Origin of the sequence: Streptomyces sp. NPDC017943 (assembly GCF_044328425.1) — a bacterium.
In the GTDB taxonomy this organism is placed as follows: Bacteria; Actinomycetota; Actinomycetes; order Streptomycetales; family Streptomycetaceae; genus Streptomyces; species Streptomyces djakartensis_A.
The window spans coordinates 423,372-442,655 of sequence record NZ_JBIRHH010000001.1; the positions used below are offsets into that span (position 1 = coordinate 423,372).

At 67.9% G+C, this 19,284-nt stretch carries 14 protein-coding genes; 4 read left to right on the forward strand and 10 right to left on the reverse strand.

The window, feature by feature from the left end; translation table 11 throughout:
* Positions 1-30 precede the first annotated feature (30 nt).
* Positions 31-468: a hypothetical protein gene (locus ACH4C6_RS01835; protein ID WP_398106561.1), complete on the reverse strand. Its 438-nt coding sequence runs from the start codon at positions 466-468 to the stop codon at positions 31-33.
* A 208-nt stretch (positions 469-676) separates the two neighbouring features.
* On the reverse strand, positions 677-874 hold the full coding sequence (locus ACH4C6_RS01840) for a hypothetical protein (RefSeq protein WP_398107108.1): 198 nt from the start codon (positions 872-874) through the stop codon (positions 677-679).
* A gap of 582 nt (positions 875-1,456) precedes the next feature.
* Between ACH4C6_RS01840 and ACH4C6_RS01845 the strand changes: the two genes are divergently transcribed.
* Positions 1,457-2,329 carry a hypothetical protein gene (locus tag ACH4C6_RS01845; protein ID WP_398106562.1) on the forward strand — a complete coding sequence of 291 codons (873 nt, stop codon included), beginning with the start codon at positions 1,457-1,459 and terminating at the stop codon, positions 2,327-2,329.
* Between the two features lie 14 nt (positions 2,330-2,343).
* On the opposite strand, the gene ACH4C6_RS01850 is transcribed toward ACH4C6_RS01845, so the two are convergent.
* The 5 genes from ACH4C6_RS01850 to ACH4C6_RS01870 all read right to left on the reverse strand — a co-directional run bounded on the left by ACH4C6_RS01850 (position 2,344) and on the right by ACH4C6_RS01870 (position 13,741).
* On the reverse strand, positions 2,344-3,768 hold the full coding sequence (locus ACH4C6_RS01850) for a PIN-like domain-containing protein (protein ID WP_398106563.1): 1,425 nt from the start codon (positions 3,766-3,768) through the stop codon (positions 2,344-2,346).
* A gap of 152 nt (positions 3,769-3,920) precedes the next feature.
* Positions 3,921-9,491 carry a DEAD/DEAH box helicase gene (locus tag ACH4C6_RS01855; protein WP_398106564.1) on the reverse strand — a complete coding sequence of 1,857 codons (5,571 nt, stop codon included), beginning with the start codon at positions 9,489-9,491 and terminating at the stop codon, positions 3,921-3,923.
* Positions 9,484-10,431 (reverse strand): hypothetical protein, encoded by a 948-nt coding sequence (locus ACH4C6_RS01860; RefSeq protein WP_398106565.1) that lies wholly within the window; start codon positions 10,429-10,431, stop codon positions 9,484-9,486. Before ACH4C6_RS01860 ends, ACH4C6_RS01855 begins: the two co-directional genes overlap by 8 nt.
* Positions 10,431-12,527: a hypothetical protein gene (locus ACH4C6_RS01865; protein WP_398106566.1), complete on the reverse strand. Its 2,097-nt coding sequence runs from the start codon at positions 12,525-12,527 to the stop codon at positions 10,431-10,433. The genes ACH4C6_RS01860 and ACH4C6_RS01865 overlap by 1 nt, the downstream gene beginning before the upstream one ends.
* An 818-nt stretch (positions 12,528-13,345) precedes the next feature.
* Positions 13,346-13,741, reverse strand: coding sequence for a hypothetical protein (locus ACH4C6_RS01870; RefSeq protein WP_398106567.1), 396 nt, complete (start codon positions 13,739-13,741; stop codon positions 13,346-13,348).
* 127 nt (positions 13,742-13,868) lie between these two features.
* Here ACH4C6_RS01870 and ACH4C6_RS01875 point away from each other — a divergent pair, with 127 nt between their 5' ends.
* Entirely contained in the window at positions 13,869-14,342 is a 474-nt protein-coding gene (locus ACH4C6_RS01875) for an Asp23/Gls24 family envelope stress response protein (protein WP_398106568.1), read from the forward strand.
* A gap of 216 nt (positions 14,343-14,558) precedes the next feature.
* On the opposite strand, the gene ACH4C6_RS01880 is transcribed toward ACH4C6_RS01875, so the two are convergent.
* Both ACH4C6_RS01880 and ACH4C6_RS01885 read right to left on the reverse strand, forming a co-directional pair.
* Positions 14,559-15,449, reverse strand: coding sequence for an MBL fold metallo-hydrolase (locus tag ACH4C6_RS01880; RefSeq protein WP_398106569.1), 891 nt, complete (start codon positions 15,447-15,449; stop codon positions 14,559-14,561).
* Between the two features lie 154 nt (positions 15,450-15,603).
* On the reverse strand, positions 15,604-16,623 hold the full coding sequence (locus ACH4C6_RS01885; RefSeq protein ID WP_398107109.1) for a Ku protein: 1,020 nt from the start codon (positions 16,621-16,623) through the stop codon (positions 15,604-15,606).
* A gap of 54 nt (positions 16,624-16,677) precedes the next feature.
* On the opposite strand from ACH4C6_RS01885, the gene ligD reads away from it, so the two are divergent.
* On the forward strand, positions 16,678-17,559 hold the full coding sequence (ligD, locus tag ACH4C6_RS01890) for a non-homologous end-joining DNA ligase (RefSeq protein WP_398106570.1): 882 nt from the start codon (positions 16,678-16,680) through the stop codon (positions 17,557-17,559).
* 53 nt (positions 17,560-17,612) lie between these two features.
* Here the strand turns inward: ligD and ACH4C6_RS01895 are convergent, their stop codons facing one another.
* Complete coding sequence (locus tag ACH4C6_RS01895) at positions 17,613-18,416, reverse strand: nuclease-related domain-containing protein (RefSeq protein ID WP_398106571.1); 804 nt, start codon at positions 18,414-18,416, stop codon at positions 17,613-17,615.
* A gap of 158 nt (positions 18,417-18,574) precedes the next feature.
* Between ACH4C6_RS01895 and ACH4C6_RS01900 the strand changes: the two genes are divergently transcribed.
* The gene (locus ACH4C6_RS01900; RefSeq protein WP_398106572.1) at positions 18,575-19,093 is read left to right on the forward strand and encodes a dual specificity protein phosphatase family protein; all 519 of its coding nucleotides are present in this window, start codon (positions 18,575-18,577) and stop codon (positions 19,091-19,093) included.
* Positions 19,094-19,284 lie beyond the last annotated feature (191 nt).

A 19,284-nucleotide genomic window follows, 5' to 3' on the forward strand; every position in this document is an offset into this window, starting at 1 on the left:
GACCTGGGTTTATGCACAGTACTGAACCTCTCAGGTCTCGTCGAAGCGGTACTCCTTCACGAACTCGCGCACTATGTCGGGGTTGCGTCGCATAGCCGCTCGCAGCTGGTTACGCTGGAAACGCTCGCGGCCGGGTGCCAATGCTCCACGCCACTCCGGGGCACCCTCTGCAAGGTCCTCCACGATAAGGAACTCAATAACGTCTTCCAGACACGGCCGGAACCGCTTACCCCCGACGGGAAAGTGCAGCTTGGCCAGGGGTCGGTTCGGGAGGAGTTCTGCTAGGAACTCCGAGTAGCCCTGGACCTGCAAGTGCGCGTCCGGGTACCCATCAGCCTTGTCACGTTCATAATCGAAGTGCACCAAGCCGACTTTGGTCTCCTTGTCTCGGAAGACACCGATGAACGACTTGTAGACGGTCAGGTACTCACCCTCTGGATCCATGTGGAGCTGGAAGCTGAGTTCCATCCAGACCTCCGGCCGTCCCTTGGCTGTCCGCAGGAGGAAGCGAGAGGTCTGAAACAGACGACTCTTGGACAGGCCGGCCGCGACCATAAACAACCGGCCTTGCCTCGTGGGGAACTCCGCCGAGTTGATTCGGACGTGCTGTGTAACCGTGGCGTTCAGAAGGTTCTGTATCTCCTGAGCGAACTCAGTAGACTTCCGCGACAGCGGATCAGAGATCAACAGCGTCCCCGATCAGGGCCCACAGCGAGTTTGCCTGCGCAGAACTGAAATCACGGCGACGTGCCTGGTCCCTCAACTCCTCGTACGTCAGCCCCAATTCCTTCAGCTCATGCCGCACGACGGCTTGGATTTCCTCAGCCGTCCAGACGATGTGCTGGTCGTCCTCACGGCCGGTCCGCTCGTCCATGACGGTCACAGTGTCCTCCTCCTTCAAGAGCGGGCTTGTCGGGTGTCTAGCTCCACTCTTCCCCATAGGCCGAGCAGCCGCCAGAAGGGGGTGTCGCCAACCCTTACACGTCCTGGCACTCGACGAGACTCACCGTACGCGACACCACTGACAATGCTCGTCCAGAGCACTATCCATGCAGGTCAAATCCGGTTGCCCCTCCACTTGATCGGCATCTGGCGCCCGCACGTGATCATCCGGATAGGTGCCAGGCGCTGCAGCGTCGTCCCTGGTGTGTAGCGGGCTGGCCAGGTGACATCAACGGCGCCAGACGATGGCACGTCAACGCAGCCGGTGGGGACATGGAAGTGACGACTGAAGGTGTACAGCGCCAGTCCGCCACCCAAGCCGCTACAGCCGTACTCAGCCAGCCGTGGATTATCCGTGGACTCCTCCCCCTTAATCTGCCGCGTGCAGGGCCGTGACCTGCTGCGTTGCCTAGGACCCAGACGGCCTCCGGAGCCATTATCGTGCACACGTTCGACATAGCTGCTCTCTCCTTGCCTGACACGATGACGTCTCCTGCAAGGAGGGGGAATTTTAATGCGGTTTGACCAGAGCTTGGCGGACAAGCTCGACGCGGTGATACTTGCGCAGCTACTGCCGGAAGATGCAGTGACGTCCTTGGGCAGGTGGCTGAATGCCCCGGAGAGGGGCCAGCGGTACAGGAACGGAAGTGGAGTCCACACCGTTCCGTACACGCCTTCCAGTTGGATGGCCGTAGACCCCTGGCCCAACGACTTCGCCGATCGGACGACAGTTGATTCGGCTTCTGTGAGCCGGGCTGAGGTCGTGGCCACATTCCGAGCTGCGGAACAGTCGCAGAGTTTGGCAGAAGCGTTCGTGGCCACCCAGGTTTGGGGCTACGGCCTCACGGGCTACGGCCCGTACCGCACAGGTCATGTGCTCGCCCAGCCAGGTGCTGAGGAAGCCTTCACAGAAGCCGTATCTCTGCTTACTTGCGAAGGTGCGTCCGCGGCCTACGAGCGGCTGCAGGTATTGGACGGTCTTGGGCCGGCGTTTCTTACCAAGTTCCTCTACTTTGCTGGTCAGGCGTTGCCTGAGGTGAAGGGGCTGCGTCCCCTCATCCTCGACAGAGTGCTTGCTGGGGTTCTCCGTCGGTATGCCACGAAAATTGGAGTAACGGCTGGCTTCGAATGGGCCCCGGTGGTCGCCAATCGCGTTTGGCGTGACGGAAACTGGACGTCCTACCGGTATCACATCTATCTAACATGGATGTACGCGGCCAGCGAGCAGCTGACGGCTTCATCGATCGAGTGGTCCGCTGGGCCGGACGTCCTCGAACTGGCCCTCTTTAGCGCGGCCTGGGCCCCTGCATCACCAGACCACCAGAGTCGTGGGCAGAGAGGCCGTGCCCCACACCTGTCAGATGTGCGGGACACGGTGGGAAGTTGAGACATCGGTTAGCGTCAGCTGCGGAAGCGCCTGTTGCTCTCTGCTTGCTGCTGCGCCAGCCGGCGCAGGAGAGCGCGGTCCGCCTGGGGGATGGAGTCCAGCAGGTCCATGAACCACGGTGCGATCCACGACGAGTCCCGGTGGAGCCACTCGCCTGGCGAGAGGGCGGTACCGGGAATCCAGTCCGCGGAGGGCGGCTCGCTGCCTCTCTTGGCCGTAGCAATGCTTACAGACGGTTCCGCTTCTCCTACAGCCCTCCGCCCGAGCTGGGCTGTCACACCGATGAGCCACCATTGGAACAACCGTTGGGACGGCGACGCCGACTCCGCAGCCGCACGGACGGCCGAAGAGGTGAGTCCTACGGAGTTGAACGCATCAAGCGCCAGCCCCTCCGGGGGGTCTAGGTGAGACGCTGTCTCCTCCGTGACCACCAGCGGTGTGTCCTGGACCTTCGCCTCGAATGCCTCCGACACCCGCTCGATCTCTGCGTATGTATCCGCGGCGAGCTCAGCGTCCAGGAACTCCCTGACCCCGCCGAAGAAGTGGGGTGGTGTCTCGATTCTCAAGTCTGCTTGTGCCCTCCGCCTCAGTTCGTCGACAAGACTTGGCCACGGACGGGAGCTACTTGAGCCGGAGCCCTGCTCGTACCAGTCTTCCTTCGTGTCATTCGAAACGAACAGCACGCGGCGGCCACTGGGGGGCAACTGGCGGACATACGCGATCAGCTCTTCCCAGAGGAGGAAGTCGCCAGCAGACTTCAGCGGCGTGTCCTTGTCGGAGTCGGAGAATCCGGGAGGGATCTTGTTCGGGAACCGGAAGACGGTCGCCTCCTCCAGCCGCTTGCGCAGGGTGTCGTCGTCCGGCTGCTCGCCGATGCTTTCCCCGTATAGCTTCGCGATGCGCTTAAGGATGGGGTCTTCCGCATCGGCGGAGTTCAGCGCTAAGCCGTGGTCGGCTTTGAGCATGTCTAGGTGACGTTTGAACTCGTGCCGGTAGACGTCGAGGTGAGCATCGACGCCGGAGTCCGCGACGAGTGCGTCGAGTCCCGCTATCTCCTGCTGGGCCCGAGCGTACTTGTCGAGCTGGGCACACACGACCTTCTTGGCCTCGACGATCGCTTTTCGGGCTGCCATGAGCTTCTTGTTGACCTCTGAAGCAGCATCAGCGAGGGCCCTTTTGCGGGATTCCAGTGTGCTGCGGCGGCCGCGGACGAACTCGAGGCCGACCTGGTAGGGCATCCACAGCCGTCCTGCGGTCTGCTCGAGTGCCGACAGGACATCTTTTCTGGAGGTCTCGGTGTACTCGTACAGGCTCAGCAGGACGTTCGTGTCCAGCACGATGACGCCGTCTTTGAAGAAGGCGCTGCGCTCCGCGTCCTCAGCCGACGGCCCGGGCTGGAGCCAGGCTGCGAACCGCTGCAGCAGTACCGGGTCGTTCATACTTCCCTCCGGCTCGGCCGTGCCCTCTCCCCTGGCCGATCATCTTGGCATAAGCAGTCGACAGTCGGCGGGCGTGCGCCCGGCTGCAGCGGCTGTGCTGCCTCTCAGCTCCCATGCCCCTTGCAACTCCGCAGCTGCAAGGGGCTGATGTTCTACACCCCGTCGAAGTCGGCGAGCATGGCTGACACGCGGGCAGGGGCTTTGTCGAGGAGGAAGTCGTCGACGAATACCACGTCCGGAACATCTCGTCTGTCGACTGCGGCGGCGTCGCGTACGGAGCTGATGCGGGGGGAGGACAGCATGGCGTCGGCCGCCTCGAAGGGGCCCTTGGCAGCGACCCAGACCCGCTCTTCGAAGAGTACCGCAGGGCCGGTGCCGCCCAGGTCGTCCACGAATTCCGCGTCGCCGGGCGGGAAGTCGGACGCCCAGTTGCGCAGCAGTCCCGCGGCCCGGCGGCCATGCTGGCTGCTGGCGGCGCCTGTGCCTTGGAGGATGGCCAGGAGTTCGCCGGCCAGTCGCCAGTCCAGGAGGCTGTGGTACGCCATGTTCGTGTAGTCGCGCAGGCACTGGTAGCACGAGCCGCGGCAGTCATGGCCGTGCGCACCGTCCGCGAAGCCGGCCAGCATCCTGCTGGCAGTCGCCATGAGCTGCTCGAAGACCTCCCGTTCGGCGAGGTGCGTGCAGTAGCCGGCGCCATTGTCCAAGGTGTCGGAGAGGAAGGCGAAGGTGCGCGCCTTGTTGCTGCCAGTACCTGCGCCGTGGATGCCGGATGCGATCTCGTTCGGCTGCACCTGCAGGAGCGAGCCGGCGGCTGTGCGCAGCAGGGCGGCCAGCGAGTACCAGGCTGCCCGTCGGCCCGAGCGGTCGTCGGGGAAGCCGGTGCTCTGTGGCACGGAGGTGAGGTTCAGGCGCAGACCGAGCGCTGGGATCTCGCTTGCCTGGGGGCCGAGCAGGAACAGGTCCGTGTGCTGGGTGGCGCCGATGGCGGTGGTGAGCGGTTCCTCGTCGGCGACAATGTCCTTTGCAAGCCATGGGAACAGATCGGCCGCCCCGGCCTCCAGGTAGGCGCCGGACCAGCGTGTGGTCGGGCTTACTTTTGAGAACTGGAACAGTCGGCCGCCGTTGTCGTTGACTGCGTACCGCTCGCCCTTGCCGGAGTGGACCACCATGCCAGGTGTCTCGATCTTCAGCGGTGCGCCGTTCTCAAGGTCTGCGGCAGTGCGGGGGGCGAGCGACCTGGCCCTCCATGCGAAATTGCCGTCGAAGTCGCGTGCCTTGCCGGAGTAGAAGCCGACCGGTTCGCGCAGTTCGATCTCCCGGTAGGAGCCGTCGGCCGTTCCGCAGGCGGGGCACGGCTGCGGCGGAGCGTCCTCTTGTTCCGGCAGCGCCTGTACGTCCTCTGCGAGGTGGCCGCAGGCACGGCAGATACCGATGAGGACAGGCTGCCCGAGCGGTTCCTGCACGGCTCGGGGAGCTCGCCCGGTCGGCTCGAACGCGACTGCGCCGACTGCCGTGTGGACCTGTCCGTCCTTGACCGTTTCAGCGCCGGGAGCGAACTGCGAGATCGCGATGTCCAGCGACCGGTCGACTACTCCGCTCGGCGGCCAGGGGTAGGACTCGGAAGGGCGCTTGGTGTACAGGTAGCGGGCCGAGGTGGGGAATCCGAACATTGGCAGCAGGCCTGACTCCGCCAGTCGTTGGCTGAGTTCGTGGTGGCCGCGAGGCTCGTCGGCGATCTGGGTGACGCGGTTGACGAGCTCCTGGGCCACCCATGCCGTCGCCTGAGCCGGGGACCAGGTGCTGCGGGTGTGGTCGGCGAGGGCTTCGGCGAGACTGCAGATTTCGGCATCATGCGACTTAATCCATCCGCTGACCGCTTCACTTACGGCGGGCCAGTCTGCAGTGTGGCCGAACTGGCCGTGGACGTTACGGGTCGGATCGGGCCCTGTGTCGTCCCCGGCCGCGCCCTGCACGGCGTCGAATGCCCTTCGGAGCACTTCGGCAGCGAGGACCCGCTGGTAGATGTCCTTCATGTCCGTGGACAGGTAAGGCGGCGGAGTCGGATCGTTGGTGATGCGCTGGGGGTCTTGGAAGTAGTACTCGTCGTGGCTACGGCCGCGGCACACGGTGAGTGCAAGCGCGACCGGCGAGGTGCGCCGTCCTGCCCGTCCGACTCGCTGCTGGTAGTTGAACCGGGTCGGCGGCATGTTCGCCATCAGGACAGCGGACAGCGGGCCGATGTCGACTCCGGCTTCCATCGTGGTGGTGACAGAGAGGATGTCGAGAGTGTCGGGGAGCTTGTGCTCCTTGCCGTCGAGGAAGATGCCTTGGAAGCGGGCCTGGCGGGCCTGCGCGTCCAGACGGTCTGTCTGGCCGGTGAGCTCGGCGGCGTTGAGTCGGAAATCACCGAACTGCCTGTGCGCCATCCAGGCGTAGTAGTCGGCGTCTGTGCCCTCGAACGGCTCGGGCACAGCAGGAAGGGGCCGTCGGCACTTCGTGCACACCCCGACGCCGGGGTGGAGGTGCCGTCGTCGGCAGACGGAGCAGGTCCAGGACACCGCTCGGCCGTGGCGCAAGGCGACGTGCTCAGGCTGGATGACGTATTTCTTGACTGCCTCGCCCCAGATCCGCTCGACGGTATTGCGGAGGTCGTCCGGGTCCTGTCCCAGGTGGTCCGCTGTGCTGGCCCAGAAGTCCCGCAGCTTCTTCGGTGGTTCGTCAGCCGGGCTGCGCAGTCCTGCGAAACGGCGCATGTGGCCGAGGACTCGCAGGCTGGCCCGGGCCAGCGCGGCATCGGAGGCCCGCTCAGCTTCGAGGGGTGCCTGATCGGTGGCGAGGGTGAGCCAGCCCAGGCCCAGAGACTCGAAGTCGCGTCCGGCGCTGCCGAACAGCCCGTTGAGCAGCTCGCTGGTGAGAGCCTCGCGGATGTCCTGGCGCAGTTGCGCCTGCCGTTCGCTCAGGACCAGGCTGGACTCGTCACGTACCTTGCCAGCAGGGAGCTCGGGCCACTGGTACAGGGAGGTCCAGGGCTGCGGCTGGGAGCCATTCTGGTAGCTGGTCTGTTGCAGTGACGCCTTCGGGCCGCCGGGATTGACGCCGAGCTGGACCAGGCGTTCAGCGACGGCGCTGCCGTGGCTGTCGAGGCTGGGCACCCGGCTGAGGCGGCTGTAGAGCGCAGCCTCTTCTGCCGGGTCGGCGAGGTCATCGTCGAGATCGTCGAGGCTTTCGGATGCTTTCTGGAGCTTCACCCAGGCGTCATAGGTTTCCGGATCGCGGGCACGCAGCCGGTCGCGGGCGGCTTTAGCAGTCTCCTTGTCGACCGGGTCGTCAGGGGACTTGCGGTAGAAGCCCGATACGGCCGCGAGGTCGGCGGCCGGATCCCCTTGGCCCTCGACCTCCTCTGCAAGCAGCAGGCGCAGGAGGTCCTGGTAGTGGCGCAGCCCCAGGCCTGCGGACAGCTTCGCTGCGTCCTGACGGCTGTCGGAAAAGACCACGGCCTGCCTGTTCGGCAGGTGGGAGAGGATCCCGGTGGTCAGCACCTGGTTGACCTTCTCGAAACCGGTACGCATGGACCTGACTGGTGTACGCATGCGGCGGGAGTCGTTGAGGCTGAGATGCTCCGTCCCGACCTGTTTGACTTCCCAGTTGTCACCGCAGTTGGGGCACTGGGTCGGTGCCGCGGGGAGGTCCTCCGCTTTGAGCCGGGATCGCCCCTTCTTTGTCTGCGGCACGCTGGTGTGGAAGGACCAGCCGGTGTGCTTGTGATGGTTGCGGAGGATGCCGGTCCGCGGGTCGTACTGGCTGCGCTTGAACTCGAAGTCGGCGCTCAGTGTGCCTTTGTCCGAGGTGGACGGCCACTTCAGCTTCTCCACCGCAGGGTCGTCCTTACGCGGCCAGTAGACGATGTAGTTGGCCGCGCTCGGCCCCGTAGCAGCGGCGTCGGGTAGTGAGTCGAGGTCGGGCAGGTCCGCGAGCAGTCCGGCTTCGAAGGGGCGCCCTTTGGCCGCGTTCCGGAAGGCCGATTCTGGTGCGTACCCGCCGAGGAACGGATCTCCGCAGTTCTGGCAGTAGAGGAGTTCCAGCACGCGTGCTTCGCAGCTGCAGCGCGACGTGGGGCGCGGGTACAGCTTGCCGACGGTCCTCTCCATACCTTCCGGACGCGGAGCGTCGGGACACTGAGGGTCAGAGCAGGCCCAGACACCTGGGATGTTGCGGAAGAAAAGGTGCCCGCGCAGCTTGGGCGTCCGGGGATCGGCCGAGCGTCGCAGTGCGGCGAGGACTCCGCGCAACGCCTTCTCCTGCACGGCGGTGTCGGCGGCAGGGAAGATGCGGGCGGCAACAGCGTCGTCGAAGTCGGCGATGAGGCGGTCACCGTCACGCAGGGCGTTGACCAGCGCGTCACCGGCACCGGTATCTGCCAGGAACTGGTCGGCCTGGGCGGGCGCGGGATCCTGGTCCAGGGCGGCGTAGGCCTCGGCATGATGGGAGATGTCGGTGCGGGTGTGCGTCGGCAATACAAGCTGACCGCCGAGGACCACGAACCGGTTGCGGTCGACGCCGAAGAACTCCTGCAGGAAGTCCAGATCACGGGGGGCTTCGAGCGAGGCGGAGGCGGCCAGGATGCGGAACTTGTCCGGCCTGTGATCCAGGCCGAGGCGGTGACGCAGGTTGCGCAGGAGGTAAGCAATCTCTGTGCCCGCCGTGCCCCGGTACATGTGGAGCTCGTCGACGACCAGGGTGAATCGGGCGTCGGGCACTTCCTCCAGCCAGCGGCGCGTCTTGTCAAAGATCCGCGACTCGCGCGAGCGCATCAGCATGACATTCAGCATGCTGTAGTTCGTGATCATGATGTCGGGCGGAGCCTGGATCATGTCCCAGCGGCAGCGCATCTCCGCACCATCCAGCCGGGGGATGAAGTACCGGCCGTCGCCGGAGGCTTTCTGCGCCTGGCGGGAGCGCTCCTCCGTGGCGGCAAACTCCTTGCGCAACGTCTTGACGCCAGCCGGCGAACCGACCTCACCAGGGACGGGCGTCGCCCCGGTGTAGCGGCCGAAATAGAAGCGGTGGCCGGGCCGCGACCGGGCAAGCCATGCCCTGACGTCATCGCTGTCCAGCGCCCTGCGCAGGCGCATCATCTGGTCGTCGACGAGCGCGTTCATGGGATAGAGGACGAGCGCGCGTACAGCTGCGTGCCGGCCGGCCTCGCCTGCCCGCTGGGGCTGATACTCGCCGTTGGGAGAAACCCACCAGCGGTTCGACGGCGGCGAGGCGGTCGGCCAGTCGGCGGACTCGCGGACGAGGTCGGCCAGAATGGGCAGCATGAACGACTCTGTCTTGCCCGAGCCTGTGCCGGCCGTGACGACGACGTCGCGCCCGTCGCGCACAGCCGCAGCCAGGGCCCGGTGCTGGTGCTCGTACAGGGAGGGGACACCCTGCATCAGTCCAAGCTGGACCAGTTCCGCCAGGTCAGGGTGGGCTCCTGCTGCCTTCACGGATTCCGCGATGCCCGCGTCCATCTGAACGTAGCGCGGGCGGACCTCCAGCAGAGGACGCCTCCAGGCTCCGCCGTTCACGTCGAACAGGTCCTGGCGCTCGCGTTCGAGGTGCTCGTCAGCAAGCCCGAACGGCGTGTTGTAGTAACGGAAGAGCGCATCCTTCAAGTGCTCGAACGAACCGAGGATGTCCACCTCCCGGCCAGGCTGCTGCGAAGCGGCGTCATTCATCGTTCTCCCCCAGATGCTGTCCGAGCGATTGGGCAATCTTGGCGGCTACGGCGTAGGGCACGTTGTCGTAGGCGAGGTTCTTGGCTTGGGCGTTGATACGGGGCGCGAGACCGCAGCACATCACGGCCACACGCCGGTGCAGGTCGGGCAGGGGGTACCCCCAGTCGACGAATAGGGTCCCGAACCTCTCACGTCCGGAGTCTTTCTCGGGCCTCCAGCGCAGCACGTCCGCAATCCGCCTTTGGCTCTCCAGCACGAGGTAGACGCCCTGCTCGTGACTGGTCTCGTACCATTGCCGGTCGCGCAGGACTTGGCATACGCGCTTGCTGTCGCGCCGCTTGAGCCGGTACAGACCATCACCCTGGGGCCGCGGCACAAGACGGTATTCGCCGCGCTCAAGGTCGTACTGTTCCAGCGGCTTGCCAAACTCCGGTGCGGAGGTAGGCTCGCCAAGTCTCAAAGGCGGCAAGAGCGCTGCTCCTTGCAGCGCGAAGCACGGTGTGTAGGAGACGCCGAGCTCGGCTGCCCAGCTTGCTAGCCCTGCTTCGTCATCAAATTGGACGATGAGGGAGGGGGGCAAGGGGATGTCCGTGGGCGGACGGTCACTGGGCACCTGGAACAGCTCCAGCAACCCATCCTCCACCGCCTGCGCTACGCGCGCGTCAAAGGCGGCCGTCCGGCTCCCGGTGAGTACCGCCAGCCCCCGCGCCTGTGGCAGGCGGGTCAGGACCGGCGGGGCAGCGCACCAGCGCCGGTTGCGCCAGTCGATGTCCATGTAAGCCAGGGAGACGGCGTCGCGTAGCCAGCGGCCTGGGGCTCCCGGTTCGATGTCCTGACAGTGTTTAGCTGCAAGCCACCACATGCCCTGCTTGGCATCAGACAGGGTGCCGGCGCCCCGCTCACTCAGCCAACGCAGCAGCAGGGCTCCTGTGTCGGTCATCAGGCTCCCCGCCTTCCGCTGATCGCTTCTGCTGCCGCTACATAGTCGAGCCAGGCAGGATCCTGCAGGCGCTGGGCGGCGCTGAGGACGGCGTACGCCCAGGCGTAGTCGTCGGATGCCGGCGCGGGAGCGGGTATGTCAGCTGCTGCCGCCAGCGCCCTGACCGACCAGCGGGCCGCCGTACGGTAGACCAGCCAGACGCAGCCGTCCGGCACCTCGATCTCGAGGCAGGGGCCGAGGGCTGCAGCGGGCAGACGGGAAGCCATCCAGGCCGGGACCGACCGTTGCTTGGCCCGGTACACGCCGCCACAGGGATCCAGCAGCACGGCTTCCAGAACACTTGAGCGCAGCAGCTCGGTTCGCGGGAGGCTGATACTGCTTACCGCATCAGCCCCGCGGATGGCGGCCTTGGAACCCGTTACGTCGCTCAGCTCGGGCTGGGCAGTGCCGTCGCAGGGGTATCCCAGCATCCCAGTGCCCGGCGGCAGACCTTCGTGAAGTCCGTCGTGCAGTGTGAAGACCTGGTTGCTGCGGGCCGTACCCACGCGGTGCTCTCCCTCATCGAGAGGGATCAGACAGAGCGGGAAGGGCACGCGGGGGTCAGCGCGCAGCTTCTCAGTGCGGCCGTCGAGGACGACTTCCACACGACCGTCCTGTGAGTCGCTGGCCGGCAAGATGAGGTCGGGAGCACCGCCGCGGAGGAAATGGCCGGCCACTCCGGCACCCGTCGGGTACTCAGGGGCGATACGCAGCCCGCCGGACAACGCGGCATGGTGCCGGATTTGGGGCTCAAGGACGTGTGCGTGGTCTCCGCCCCGGTCGAGGGCGCTTGCGAAGGCCAGCCCATTGACGGCGCGCACGCCCTTGATCAGCTTCCACCCCGGTACGGGCGCCGCCGCTTCACGGACAGTACGGCCGCCGAGGGCATCGACCATGGATCGCACTGCGCGGACAGCAGAGTCAGCGGCCAGAATCCAGTGCTGCTCGCCGGGCTCGAAATACTCTGTACTCACCCACTCACCTAGGTGCGGGTGCAGTCGCAGCAGGAGCACCTCCTGCGGTGCCCACTCAAGGACCAGCTCCGCCCCTTCAAGGCGCAGGCCGTGTTCCAGCTGCTGCCAAGAGGGGTGCAGCGATTCCAGCCCTTCGTATACGCCCCCATACCCCTTGCGCAGCGTGAACGTGCGACCGCCTGGGGGCACTGCGACGCGCGCCTCGTCGATACCGTCACACGCTTCTGCGAGCCATTCCAGGCGCCTGCCCCGGTCCGCGACTACGAGTCTCAGTCCGATGGCGCGGCGCCGATGCTCGCGCTCCGGCTCGTGGAGGGTACCGTCCCAGTCATCGGCGAGCCGCTTGACCAGGCCGGCGATCAGGGTGTCGCCCATATCCAGGGCGTTGGCAAGCTCCTCCATGAGCCGGGGCGACAGGTGCCGGTCCCGCCCTGCTGTCCACACGCGCAGGCGCCGCAGCAACTCGCGGCCCGAAACCTCGTCTGGGTTGCGAGGCCGCAAGCGGGTGGCGGCGAAAAACCGGGTGAGGATCTGCCGGTCCGAGTCGCGCACCAGTGCCTGCGAGATAGGGAAACCGATCTTCCAGTAATACTCGTCGGTGCTGATCGTGCTGGTGCCGTAGAGACCGCCCGTATCCTCAAGCCAGGTATCCAGCTCCTCCCACATCCCGGCCACGTCCTCAAAGGCGTTCGCAAGTTTGTGGCCCCGCCGACTGGAGGGCTGTTCGCCGAACAGCTGGCTCCACCGTCCGTAGAAGTTGGTCTTCAGCATGCCGTCCGAGGACGCCATGCGGGTAGCCGCCAGCACGGACAGCGCCAGCACCGGTAGGCTCGGCGGCGGGCCCACACTCCCCCGTTCCTCCCACATCTCGCACTCGCGCTGAATGCGGCTGAACAGCGGTCTGTCCGGATCGCTCCAGTTGAGTTCGCCGGCGACAGCCTGGGCAAGGCCTGCTCCTACGCGCTCGGCCAACTCCCGTTCAACCTCGGCATCGACGTACAGGACGGTGCTCCGCTGCTCATTGCCCTCACCGAAGAACTCAGCGCAGAGCACCTCGTGCCACTGCTTGTACTCAGACCCCATCAAACCCTTCCAGCTTCCCCACCCACAGCCGCGCGCCCACCTGCGGGTGCGGACACACGCTCTCGCGTCCCGCTTCGGCAGTGGCCCTGCCATCCGCCCAGCTCAACCCACGCTACTCATGCGGCTCTTCGCGCGACAGGCATATGCGCTCGTTCGTCGCTCTTGCGGCCTACTGGCGCATCACTGTCGGCCCCCTCCCGTGCTGAAAGCTGCCAGAATGCCGACAGCCTTGTCGTATCCAGTCAGCCCTCCAACCGCAACTGCCCTCACTCGAAGCACGGGGCCTCAACGCGGCTGCGGTTACCTCTAGCTGGCTATGCCGGAAGGGCGGCAGACACCGAAGGCAGCACCTGCCAGGGGCCCCGGCGCGCACCCTCGAGCAACGATGACCGAGGTGCAGTCACACCTCTGCTGATCGAAGTGCGAAGGCTGCTCCCGATGCCCTTCACCGCTCCGTCGAGCGGCTTGCAAAGCACCCGTGGACTACCTGTGGACGAAGCGCGCGCCATCTACGGTTCACAGGCCTGTGACCTGCTCGAACCTTGAAACCCGCAAAGGCCGAGCCGTGTGCACAGGTTCGAATCCTGCCGGGGGCACCTTGTATGAGGTGCCCAAAGACCCCGCCATCAGCGTTCCAGCTGAGACGGGGTCTTCGCGTATGGGCAGATCTGAGCGGCTCGATCGGGTGCAAGTATGGCTGGGTGCAGCGGCGTTGACTGATCAGAGCTCAGGCCGGCTGGTCAGTGAGGGGACTTACCGCCTCGCCGTCTCTGCGGAGGCCTCAACCCGGGCCCCGCATTCCCCTCCCCCCGACCAGCTCAGCCGTGCCCCCGTAGTGCCTTGTGTGCGCCGTAGGACTCGAGGAAGGCCTGGATCACGTCCAGGTGGTTCGTGAAGCCGACCGAGCTCCATCGTGTCTTGTTGCCGTTGCGGTGGCGCAGGTCCAGCCACGTGGAGACCAGTGACGACGAGTCCGTCGTGGAGACGCGCAGTTTCACCTCCGTCAGGTCGCCGAAGAGGACGATCGCCAGGGGCTTGGCCTCGCTGACATACTCCACCGAGCCACCCGTCGTGATCACCAGGAGCGGGTCCGGGTCGTCCGACGTTCCGTGGAAGAAGCCGGAGAGTCTGCCGCGCTTCTTGGTGAACACGCGCCAGTCCTGCGGTACCGGTCCCTTGCGCGCCTGCCACAGGACCGTTCGCGGATCCGTCATGGCCCTTGCCTCCTGGCCTCTCGCGCCCGTCCGGGGTTTCTGCACTTTCGCCCCTTCTGTCCCTCTGTTCTACCGTGGAAGGAAAGACGCTGCTCGTACCCCCTCACCCACCATCGAGGTGACGGTCATGACGGAGACCACTCAGCGCAGCAATGCCGCGGCCGGGTCCGGCCCGGGTTCCGCGTCGCGGGGCGGTAAAGGCGCCCCCGAGACCCGTGGGAGCACCGCGATCGCGGACACGGTCGTGGCGAAGATCGCGGGCATGGCGGCCCGGGAGATTCCCGAGATCCACAACCTCGGCGGCGGGATGACCCGGGCCTTCGGTGCCGTGCGTCAGCGCGTGCCCGGCTCGGGCAGCGGTGTGACGCAGGGCGTGAAGGTGGAGGTCGGCGAGCGTCAGGCCGCCGTCGACCTGGACGTCGTCGTCGAGTACGGCGCCGCCATCACCGACACGGCCGCCGACGTGCGGACCAACGTCATCAATGCTGTGGAGCGGATGACCGGGCTGGAGGTCGTGGAGGTGAACATCTCCGTCGACGACGTCCATCTTCCCGACGAGCCCGACGAGGAGGAAGAGGGAGGGGGGAGGCGGGTCGCCTGATCGCCCCGGCGAGCGGTCGGTTCGGCGCGCGATCGGTCCCGACCAGAGCTTCGACGGCGCCCGTGCGCACCGTGGGAGGGTGGTGGTGCGGCGGGCGCCGGCCTTATGTGACTTACGCCAGGGGGCGTCCAGTTGCGTTCAGTTGCGTCCCGTTCTCCAGTCCGGCGTCCGCGCATCCCGGTGCGTCGGGCCGGGAGACGTAGGCGTCGTGCGGGCTCAGTCTGCGTGTACGCCCGGGGTCACCCCGGCCTCCGTCGGGATCCGGGCCCGTTCCCCGTGGGCGCAGTGGACGATCCTGTCGCCGAGGCCGATCTTCTCCGCCTCCGCCAGGAACTCCGACAGCGGTGAGCGCATCACCGTGTAGTCGCCGTAGTGGACCGGCAGGATCAGGCGGGGGCGCAGGCGGCGGGCGAGTTCGGCGCCCTGGGGGCCGTCCATCGTGACGACGAAGCCGCCCGGCAGGCGGGTGCCGCCGAGGTGGAGCACGGCCAGGTCGGCGGACGGGAAGTGGCGGGTGATCTCGTCGAGGCCGTCGTAGACGAGGGTGTCGCCGGAAATGTAGAGCCGCAGCCGGGGCGGGCCGCCGGCCGGGCCGAACTCGAGCATGCTGCCCATCACCGGCGGCAGCAGGCGGCGCAGCGCGGCGTGACCGGCGTGGCGGCCCGGGAGGGCGGTGACCGTGACCTGGACGCCGTCGCGTTGCAGGGTGAGCGACTTCCAGGTGCGCAGCCCTGCGGTGCGTTCGAAGCGGTGGAGCACCTTGAGGCGGCGGGCCGCGTGCGGGGTCGTCAGGATCGGCACCGTGTGATCGAGGTGGCGGCGGGCCCGGCGGTCCCAGTGGTCCCCGTGCAGGTGGGACAGGACGATCCCGTCCAGGCGCGGGAGTTCGTGGACGTCCAGGGCCGGTTCGGTCGTGCGGCGGCTGAGCAGGCCGTAGCCCAGGTAGGCGTACTGGCCTTTGTGCAGGAAGTTCGGGTCGGTGAGCAGGGTGAGGGGGCCGTAGGAGAGCAGCACCGTCGCGTTGCCGATGAAGTGGACGTCGAGTGCGTCGGCTCCTGCCGGTCCTTCGGCAGCGGCGCCGGTGTGGTGGTCGGTTGACCGCGGCATGGCGTTCTCCCGTCTTCACGGACGCGTCGGCCCGCTTGCGTGGGCCCCGACGCGTCGGTCCGGTCGCGTCGGTCCGGACGCGTAGGCCCGGACTATCCGTGCCGGCCTCCGCGGACCCGGCCTCTCCCCGGCGGGGTACCCCTGCCCCGGCCGTTCAGGCCGAGCGCTTGCGCGGGGTCGACTTCTTCGCCGTGCTCTTGGCCGTCGTCTTCTTCGCACTCTGCGCCGACTTCGCCGTGGACTTCTTGGCGGACGAGGCCGTCGTCTTCTTCGCCGCCGTCTTCTTCGCGGTGGACGTCGACTTCTTGCCGCCGGTCTGCTTGGGCGCCGCGCGGGACGTCTTGCGGGCCGGGAGCGGCTTGACCTCGGCGTGGTCGCCGGCCTCCTCGCCGCGGGACTCGCGGGCGGCGCGGACGCTGTTCTCCAGGGCCGCCATCAGGTCCAGGACCTTGCCTCCGGTGGCCGGCTCCGGGGCCTGCGGCGGGGCCTCGCCGGCGACCTTCGCGGCGATGACCTCCTCCACGGCCTCGCGGTACTCGTCGTGCAGGTCCTCCAGGTCGACCTCGCCCAGGGTGTCCATCAGCGCGTCGGCGAGGTCCAGTTCCTGGTCGCGGACGGTGACGTCGGTGTCGGGGGCGACGCCCTCGGGGGCGCGCACCTCGTCCGGCCAGAGCAGGCCGTGCATGGCGATGGCGTCGCCGACGACCCGGAGCATGCCGAGGCGTTCCCGGCCGCGCAGGGCGTACTTGGCGATCGCCACCCGGTTGCTGCGCTTGAGGGCCTCGCGCAGCAGGGTGTACGGCTTCGCCGCCGGGGCGCCGCCGGCCTGGAGGTAGTACGCGGCGTCCATCTGGAGCGGGTCGATCCGGTCGGCCGGGACGAAGGCGACGATCTCGATCGTCTTGGCCGTCGGCAGCGGCAGTCTGGAGAGGTCCTCCTCGGTGATCGGGATGATCGTGCCGTCCGCGTCCTCGTACCCCTTGCCGATCTCCCCCTGGGTGACCTCGCGGTCCTCCAGTTCGCAGAACTTGCGGTAGCGGATGCGGCCGCCGTCCTCGCTGTGGATCTGGCGGAACGAGATCGAGTGGTTCTCGGTGGCGTTCACCAGCTTGATCGGAATGCTGACCAGGCCGAAGGAGATGGCGCCGTTCCAGATGGATCTCACGTGCAGCACCCTTCCGGTCACGCTCGGGAGTGTTTGTCACGGTTTGCGTGGGATTCTTATCGTATGGCGCCTATGACAGTGGTGGAGGGGCGACGGCTCGCGCTGAGCAACCTGGAGAAGGTGCTGTATCCCGCCACCGGTTTCACCAAGGGCGAGGTGCTGCACTACTACGCCACCGTCGCCGAGGTCCTGCTGCCCCACCTGCACGACCGGGCGGTGTCCTTCCTGCGGTATCCGGACGGGCCGGACGGGCAGCGGTTCTTCGCGAAGAACGTGCCGCCGGGTACGCCCGAGTGGGTCACCACCGCCGAGGTGCCCCGGGTCGAGGGGCCGTCGCGGATGGTCCTGGTGCAGGACCTGCCGAGCCTGATGTGGGCGGCGAACCTGGTGACCGAGTTCCACACGCACCAGTGGCTCGTCGGCTCGCCGGACGAGGCCGACCGGATCGTCTTCGACCTCGACCCGGGGGCGCCGGCGACCGTGGTGCAGTGCTGCGAGGTCGCGCTGTGGCTGCGCGAGCGGCTCGCGCGGGACGGCTTCGAGACGTACGCGAAGACCTCCGGCTCGAAGGGGCTGCACCTGCTCACGGCGGTGCGGGGGGCGTCCTCCGAGCAGGTCTCGGAGTACGCCAAGGCCCTCGCCGTGGAGGCGGAGAAGGCCATGCCGCGCCTGGCCCTGCACCGGATGACGCGCAGTCTGCGGCCGGGGAAGGTGTTCGTCGACTGGAGCCAGAACGCCGCCCGCAAGACGACCGCGGCGCCCTACACCCTGCGGGCCCGCCCCGAGCCGACCGTCTCGGCGCCGGTGACCTGGGAGGAGGTCGAGGAGTGCCGGGCGCCCGGGCGGCTGGACCTCCGGGCGGGGGACGTACCGCCCCGGGTGCAGGACTTCGGGGACCTGCTCGCGCCGCTGCTGGACCCGGAGCGGGCCGGGTCGTTGCCGTAGAGACGCCGCGGCCGGCGACGGGGCCGGTGCGCCGTGCCGTCACATCGCACCCGTCACACCCGGGCCCAGGTGTTCCGGTCGCGGGCCATGGCGTGCAGGGCCTCCACGTCCGCCGGCTTGAGGACGCCGCCCTGGCGGGACAGGTTTGGCAGGTCGCCGTCCGCCAGGACCCGCACCCCGCGCGGCGGAACCGGGACCGACACGGCCGCCGGGCCCACCAGGACGAGGACCGGTCGGACCTCCGCGGTCAGGGCGTAGGAGGCGCGGGCGGCGTCGGAGCGGACGCGGCGCAGCAGGGGTTCGGGGTCGTGGCGGCCCAGCGCCACGAGCGGGTCGGAGACCCGGACGCGCTGCCGGCGGGCGTACAGCGTGTGCACGGCGTACAGACCGCCGGGGCCGATCAGCAGGTGGTGGACGCGGTCGCCGCCCGGCAGCGGTACGGAGTGCAGGGCGTGCCAGCCCGCCCCGTCGAGGGCGTCCAGGGCGTCGCCCACCGTCTGCTCGGCGGCCAGGGCGCGGCGGCGGGGGTCGGGCCGCAGCCGGTGGGCCGGCCCGGGGTCCCGGTCCAGGGCGACGACGAGGGCCTCGCCGGGACGGTTGGGGGCGAGGTCGTCGTCCGGGTGGAGGGCGAGGCGGGCGAGTTCGGCCGGGGTCGGCACCGGGGGCGGGCCGACCGCCACGGGGCCGGTGAGGAAGGGCTGGAGAACGCGCAGGACCTCGTCCTCTCGGTCCTCGGCGAGCAGGCTGACCCGGGCGGCCTCACGGTCGTACCAGGCGACGTTGCCGCCGTCCGGGAGGCAGACGTACAGCAGCTGCCGGCCGTGCCTCCAGGTCGGTATGACGCGCAGTCCTCGCATGCACCATCACCCCCGACCATGGGAACAGGCGGGGTGCTGCGGGGGCAAGAACCCGGTTACCTTGGGAAGGAGTTGGGCCCGTCCGGCGACGGGGCGCGGGAAGGACGCCGCGCCTGGTCAGCGGGGCGGGCCCCCGGGCGGTGAGGTGGGAGGCGTCGGTGCGTACCCGCGGAAAACCCGATGTTCCGGCTCCGCAGAACGCGTGGAGCGAGGTGGTCCCCGGTCTGTGGATGGGCGGCCACGAGTACGCCGGCGGCTCCGGCCACCGGGAGTTCGCCGTCGTACGGGACGAGTTCGACCTGGTGCAGACGCTGCTGCGGCTGCCCGGCCACGGCCCCGATCCGGGCGTGCGGCACCAGGTCTGGCCGATCCCGGACGGGCCGCTGGACGGCACCCAGCTGGCCGGGGTGATGCGGCTGGCCGAGGCCGCGTGCGAGGCGCTGGACGACGGCCGCAGGGTCCTGGTCCGCTGCTTCCACGGTTACAACCGCTCGGGGCTGGTGGTCGCGCACGTGCTGATGCGCCGGGGCAGTTCGGCCGAGGCGGCCATCCGGCTGATCCGGGACCGCCGCTCGCCCTGGGCGCTGCACAACGACCTGTTCGTCGACTACCTGCGGGCCGGTCTGGCCACGGCCCGGCTGCTGGAGGAACTCACCGAGCAGCAGGGCGCGGAGTAGGGCGGCCCCGTCGGCAGACACAGGCGGCCGGGTGCGCGATACGGCGTGCGGGGTGCGACGCACGTGCGAGGTGTGGGGTGCGGGGTGCGGGGTGCCCACGGCTGTACGGCGTACGGCGTACGGCGTACGGCGTACGGCGTGCGGCGCACGGTGTGCCGCCGTGCCGCCGTGCCGCCATGTCGCCGTGCCCG